This window comes from Chryseobacterium sp. CG10_8, assembly GCF_058117085.1.
The window spans coordinates 1-6,181 of the sequence record NZ_JBYVEB010000136.1 but is presented as its reverse complement, the minus strand read 5'-3'; the positions used below and the strand labels follow the sequence as shown (position 1 = coordinate 6,181).

Below are 6,181 nucleotides of genomic sequence, written 5' to 3'. Positions count from 1 at the left end.
AATAAATTACAAACTTAATAACCGTAACCCTTAAAAAAATCAAAAATTATGAAACAAAAACACTTTTACATGTTGTTTCTTCTAGTCAGCACAATGGTATTCGCACAGAAGAAACCTAACATTCTTATCATCTGGGGAGATGACGTCGGTATGTGGAACATTAGCGCTTATCATAGAGGTATGATGGGAGGAACCACACCTAATATCGATAAATTATCCAAAGAAGGTATGATGTTCATGGATCATTACGCTCAAGCATCTTGTACTGCGGGTAGAGCAGCATTTATGCTTGGCCAACATCCTTATAGAACAGGTTTACTAACCGTAGGAATACCAGGCGCAAAACAAGGCATTCAAGCTTCAGACCCAACTATTGCAGAATTATTAAAACCTTATGGTTATGCAACAGGTCAGTTTGGTAAAAACCATTTTGGTGACCGCGACGAGTACTTGCCAACCATGCATGGCTTTGATGAGTTCTATGGTATTTTGTATCACTTGAATGCCGCACAATATGTGGAGCAATACGATTACCCTAAAAAAGATGTAGCCGATAAATGGGGATTTTCTGTCAGAGGAATTATTCACTCAAAAGCTGATGGAAAAGGAGGACAAACCGTACAAGATTTAGGATCTTGGGGAACAGAAGTTCAAAGACATTTAGATGAGGATGTTGTGAAAGAATCTAAACGTTTCATGAAAGAATCTGTTGACGCTGGTAAGCCATTCTTTGTATGGCACAACTTTATTAGAATGCACTATCCAACCCACCAATCTGCAGAATGGAAAGATAAAACAGGCTACGGTAAATACGCAGATGGTATGGCAGAAATGGATCACAATGTAGGAGATCTTGTAAATTACTTAGAAGAGCTAGGCGTAGCCGATAACACCTTCGTTATGTTTGCAACAGATAATGGAGCCGCAACCAACTCTTGGCCAGATGGAGGTAACCAACCTTTCCATGGAGAAAAAGGTGCTGGTGGATGGGAAGGAGCATTTAGAGTTCCTGTCATTATCAAATGGAAAAATCATATTCCAGAAAACGTTTCAACTGGCGAATTTATGTCTATGGAAGACTGGATGCCAACGCTTCTATCCATTTGTGCAGGTGACAAAAATTTAAAAAACGACCTATTAAAAGGTAAAAAAGTTGGATCAAAAACTTACAAAAATCATTTGGATGGTTATGATCAAAGCGATCTTATCTTTAATAACGGAAAATCTGTACGTAAAGATTTCTTATACTTTACAGAAACTACCTTCCATGCAGTAAGATACGGAGATTGGAAATTCCAGTTTGTGGATCAAGAAGCTTGGTTCCAAAGCCCACAATTGGCCTTATCAACCCCAATCGTTACCAATCTAAAACTGGATCCATTCGAAAGAATGCACAAAACAAGAGGTTATGGAGAATGGCAAGAGCAACGTGGATTCATGACAAGTGGAGCCGCTAAAGTTATCGGAGCATTTATTCAATCACTTAAAGAGTATCCACCATCTCAACCAAGTGACTCGTTTAAGCAATCTGATGCGTTTGAAAAGCTATCAGCAAATCCAGCTAATTAGCAAGCTTTAAATTACTATTTTTTCTATTGTAGAAAAGATTATTAAGAATAAATTTCAAGAAAGGCAGCGGGATTCCCCTGCCTTTCTTACTTTAAAAATAATAAACAAAAATGATGGATTAACAACATATATGGATTAATACTTAAAACAAAAAAAAACAGTGAAAAAGAAATTTTAGACTACATGAAAAAAGCTCTTGAGAATGTAAAATTTACAAAAGCAAATTAAGGCAAACAAAACCTTAAACCATATAAGGTTAGATTGAGGAAAAGATAAAAAATATTAAAACCCTTTTCTTCCAAAACTAGAAAGGCACTCTTTGGAGTGTCTTTTATATTTCAATCTACAAAAGATTTCAGCTAATTACCTTTTGAATATTAAATAATAAAGGATATAAAATAAATTTGTTGTTCAACTTTTTCATCAAAAAATCGCAAATTAACCAAATCATTAATTTAGTATTTGGCTTTAGATAAAAGTAGTAATATCACTAATTAACAGATTTTTTTAGTATCAAAATATATCAATGCATCGTATTCAAAAAGATTTTACCTACCTGTCGAATGAAGACATAGAAACATTATCAAAATACTCCAGTATAATTGATTATGAGAAGGATACAATTATAGTCGAATACGGAAAATACGAACCTTACTACTATTATGTTATAGATGGTGTTGTACGAGGATATGTGTTTACCAACGAGGGAGACATGCATAATATTTTCTTCATTCATCATGGTCAACCCTTTGTATCTCCAGAAAAAATGCTAAATAAGGAACGCAAAAACAGCAATTATGTGTTTGAAACCGTAACCAAGGTTTCCGCATTCAAAATTCATCATGATCATTTAATGGATCTTGCAAAAAAAAATCCAAAAATATTTGAATTTTATCACGATACTTTGAAATCTATTCTCAACTCCTTCTTAGAAAGAATTAGGCTAATATCCATAGAAAATGCTGAAGGACGATACCTACATCTTATTGCAACGCGTCCTCTCTTACAACCTAATGTTCAGAAAAAACATTTAGCTCAATTTTTAGGAATCACGCCCAATTCTTTTTCCCGACTCCTAAGGTTACTTAAACAAAAGTAAGCAGATATTTTCAGTTTTAATTCATGTCGTTTTGCAGGATAGATAACACTGTCTTGGCAAACATTTGTCACTATTACCATTTGAATATCAGCAATAAAAACACTTTAAATAATTTTGATTATTAATAAAAATCAATAATTATGAGAAAAAAAAACATCTATCTGCTACTCCTGTTAGTAAGCACAATAGTATTTGCCCAGAAGAAACCAAACATCTTGCTTATCACCGTAGATGACGTTGCTCCCAACGCTTTGAGTTGCTATTCGCATGGTATGCAATATCCAACGCCTAACATTGACCGTATTGCCAATAGCGGAGCTTTGTTTACAGATTATTACGCTCAACCTTCATGTACGGCAGGTCGTGCTGCGATGATGTTAGGACAGTTACCTGTTAGAACTGGTTTAACAACTGTAGGTCAACCAGGAAATCCACTGGGGATTCAGAAAGAAGACCCGACCATTGCTGAACTTTTGAAGCCACTAGGTTACATGACGGGACAATTTGGTAAAAATCATTTGGGGGACCGTAACGAACACTTACCAACCGTTCATGGTTTTGACGAGTTCTATGGAAATCTTTATCACTTAAATGTTTCTGAAGAGGCAGAACAAAGAGATTACCCGAAATCCGAAGCTTTCAAAAACACATATGGACCAAGAGGAATCATCGAGTCGTATGCCAGTACCAAAGATGATCCAACTACGGATCCTAGATTCGGTAGAATAGGAAAACAGACTGTTAAAGATTTAGGTCCTTTAACAACTGAAAGAATGAAAACCATAGACCAAGAATTTATTAATCGTAGTAAAGCTTTCATTAAAAAAGCCAAAGATGCTGGTAAGCCTTTCTTTGTTTGGGTTGCTCCATCTCGCCAGCACGTTTACATCCATTTATCAGATGAACATCGTTATCTTGCAGCTGACATTAGTGAGGATATGGACTTATTCGGTTCTGGTTTAATGGAACACGATTTACAAGTAGGTCAATTATTAGATTATTTGAAAGAAATAGGGGAACTAGACAACACAATCATCATGTATAACACAGATAACGGGCCAGAGCAATCAACTTGGCCTCATGCAGGTGTTACCCAATTCCGTGGTGAAAAAATGACGACTTACGAAGGCGGTGTACGTAGTCCATTCTTGGTAAGTTGGCCAGGACACATTCCTGCTGGATCTAAACTAAACGGAATAACTGATGGTTTGGATATTATGCCAACTGTTTATGCTGCTGTAACAGGTGAATCCAATTTGGTTGATCAATTAGCAAAAGGAAAAACTGTTGGAGGTATGAATTATAAAGTACATTTAGATGGTTATAATTCTCTAGATTATTGGACAGGAAAAGTAAAAGAATCTCCAAGAAATGAAGTTTTCTATTATTACGAATCTCGTCTAACCGCAATGCGTTTTGGTCCTTGGAAAATCCATATTGCTACTAAAGAATGTTACTATTGCGATTTAGAAGAACATAATATGATACAGTTATTCAATCTTCGTAAAGATCCTTATGAAAAATACGATGGTGAAATTGGCTTCCAACAGGCTATGCGTAAATCTTGGGTAATGCAACCTATGATTGGAAAAATGAAAGCACATTTCGCTTCCTTTAAAGATTTTCCTGTTCGCCAAGGCGCTGCTTCATTAAACTTAAACGAAGTTGTGGATAAAATGCAACTTATGAATAACAAATAATCTAATAATGCTATTCAAAAAAAAGACACTCCGAAGAGTGTCTTTTTTAGGTTTAATCTAACCAAAAAATTACTTAATTTCAATTCGGATTTTTAATAAATCCATTGAAGTCTACACTGTAATGTATTGGTAACGCCAGTGATACCATCTTTTTCTAGATTTCCAATTCCGTAAACAACACCAACTTTCCAATACTGCGTTGCCCACCAATTGAGTCCGAAATCATATCGATAATTAATTCCTCCATGAATCTGTTTGGTTTCCAAATCATTTTTACCAAATCTAGTAAAAAGTTCCCATGCTCCATATTTACCAGTCGGTTTGATTCTACGAGCGTATGCTGCACGCTTATCATAGGGTCTTTGCTCACCACTAATCACATAACTTCCAGTAACATAATACCCACTAAATTGTTCGATTCCAAAATCTCGAGTGTTAGTCCAGTTATGTACATACTCCATTAAAACCGAAAAATTTTCCAAACTCCAAAGCTGCTCAATTCCAAGATTAATTTGATGATCAGCTGCAATATTACCAGTATTTACATAGTTGGACGAAATATTAGATTCGTTTCTGTTTTTAAGTCTTACATTCCCACTAGGAGAATCGACATATCGGAAACTAACTCCCATATGCATAAATTGCTTCCCATCATTTTCCCACTTAGGCAAACCAGTGATCCTTGCCGTTACTGTCGTATTAGCATCGGAAAAATTTTCTCCGCTTCCAATCCAGTCATTATAGATACCGGCGGCAGCAGTAATACGATTATCCAAAAAGAAATGATGATAGGTAAGACCGTAATTTCGGCTTTTAAAAAATGGATTAAGAAGACGTTCAAACTGGGGCAAGTTAGCCGCATCTCCTACCATCTCATAAACAAAAGTTTCCTTTGTCTTACCTAATGTAATATCACTGTTTTTGTTGAAGGGAATTACCAATTTCAAATCGGTAAAACCAAATGCCGCAACGTCATCATCTCTGTCCAGACCTTTATACTCCATACTAATAAGATAAGACCACGGATTTCTAAAATTTAACTTCCCACTGAACATCATTCTAGCACTGCGAATATCAAATCTACTATCTTGCTCACCAACTTGTGCCTTACTAGACTCACTCTGCATATTAAGATTATAATCCAAAATCGGAGCAAAGCCAATTTTTGTAGTGAAAAACTTGGTCTTTACTCTCGTCCATTTCATGTGTTCCTCACTAAGTTCTGGAATTATGTACTTTTTGGTAGTGTCAGCTAAAATTTGTGTTTGAGAATCATCAACCAGATCGGTGTGTTGAGCATTGGTGTTTGCAAAAAAGCCAAAGAAACTTATCGCAATAAGAATCCTAGAATTCATTTTCATCATATATTGAACCATTTGTTTTTATAAAGATAGGTAGTCTTTTTCGATTAAAAAAAAATGAAGCGAAAAAAATCCCAAAATAATCGGTGATATAAGAAATTATTAAGCTCTAATATACAAAGCCAACCCCAAAGAAAAACTTGCCATCAAATAAAAAAGTCTCCAACAGTAATGAGTCCACCAATGCGCCAATACTCCTCCGGTCAAAAACCTCGCCTTTCCACAAGTAAGTGTAGAAAAAAAAACCAAAATCAACTTACCAATTGATAATTTTATTGAAAATAACGCATTCTTTGCGAATAAATACTTAATTTTATAGAACAATTTAACCAATATAAATGATATTATTCAACAAATAAAACTATTCACTTATAACATAAATAACCATAATATATTATAACAGTAAACTATGAAGCAATAAGACAACTATTTTCAATATTTCACTAAAACCG

At 35.1% G+C, this 6,181-nt stretch carries 4 protein-coding genes; 3 read left to right on the top strand and 1 reads right to left on the bottom strand.

Features of this window, described 5'->3' with window-relative positions:
* Positions 1-48 precede the first annotated feature (48 nt).
* The 3 genes from AC4AGG_RS14825 to AC4AGG_RS14815 all read left to right on the top strand — a co-directional run bounded on the left by AC4AGG_RS14825 (position 49) and on the right by AC4AGG_RS14815 (position 4,368).
* Positions 49-1,569: an arylsulfatase gene (locus tag AC4AGG_RS14825; RefSeq protein WP_489772795.1), complete on the top strand. Its 1,521-nt coding sequence runs from the start codon at positions 49-51 to the stop codon at positions 1,567-1,569.
* Between the two features lie 526 nt (positions 1,570-2,095).
* Positions 2,096-2,668 (top strand): Crp/Fnr family transcriptional regulator, encoded by a 573-nt coding sequence (locus tag AC4AGG_RS14820; protein ID WP_489772794.1) that lies wholly within the window; start codon positions 2,096-2,098, stop codon positions 2,666-2,668.
* Positions 2,669-2,808: 140 nt separating this feature from the next.
* Positions 2,809-4,368, top strand: a complete 1,560-nt coding sequence (locus AC4AGG_RS14815; RefSeq protein ID WP_489772793.1) for an arylsulfatase — start codon at positions 2,809-2,811, stop codon at positions 4,366-4,368.
* Positions 4,369-4,460: 92 nt separating this feature from the next.
* Here AC4AGG_RS14815 and AC4AGG_RS14810 read toward each other — a convergent pair whose 3' ends face one another.
* Positions 4,461-5,732: an OprO/OprP family phosphate-selective porin gene (locus AC4AGG_RS14810; RefSeq protein WP_489772792.1), complete on the bottom strand. Its 1,272-nt coding sequence runs from the start codon at positions 5,730-5,732 to the stop codon at positions 4,461-4,463.
* Between the last annotated feature and the right edge of the window lie 449 nt (positions 5,733-6,181).

What these genes read in the sequence shown, in the direction of transcription:
- AC4AGG_RS14825 (WP_489772795.1), top strand. Translation starts at nt 49, where the DNA reads ATGAAACAAAAACACTTTTACATGTTGTTTCTTCTAGTCAGCACAATG.
- AC4AGG_RS14820 (WP_489772794.1), top strand. Translation starts at nt 2,096, where the DNA reads ATGCATCGTATTCAAAAAGATTTTACCTACCTGTCGAATGAAGACATA.
- AC4AGG_RS14815 (WP_489772793.1), top strand. Translation starts at nt 2,809, where the DNA reads ATGAGAAAAAAAAACATCTATCTGCTACTCCTGTTAGTAAGCACAATA.
- AC4AGG_RS14810 (WP_489772792.1), bottom strand. Translation starts at nt 5,732, where the DNA reads ATGATGAAAATGAATTCTAGGATTCTTATTGCGATAAGTTTCTTTGGC.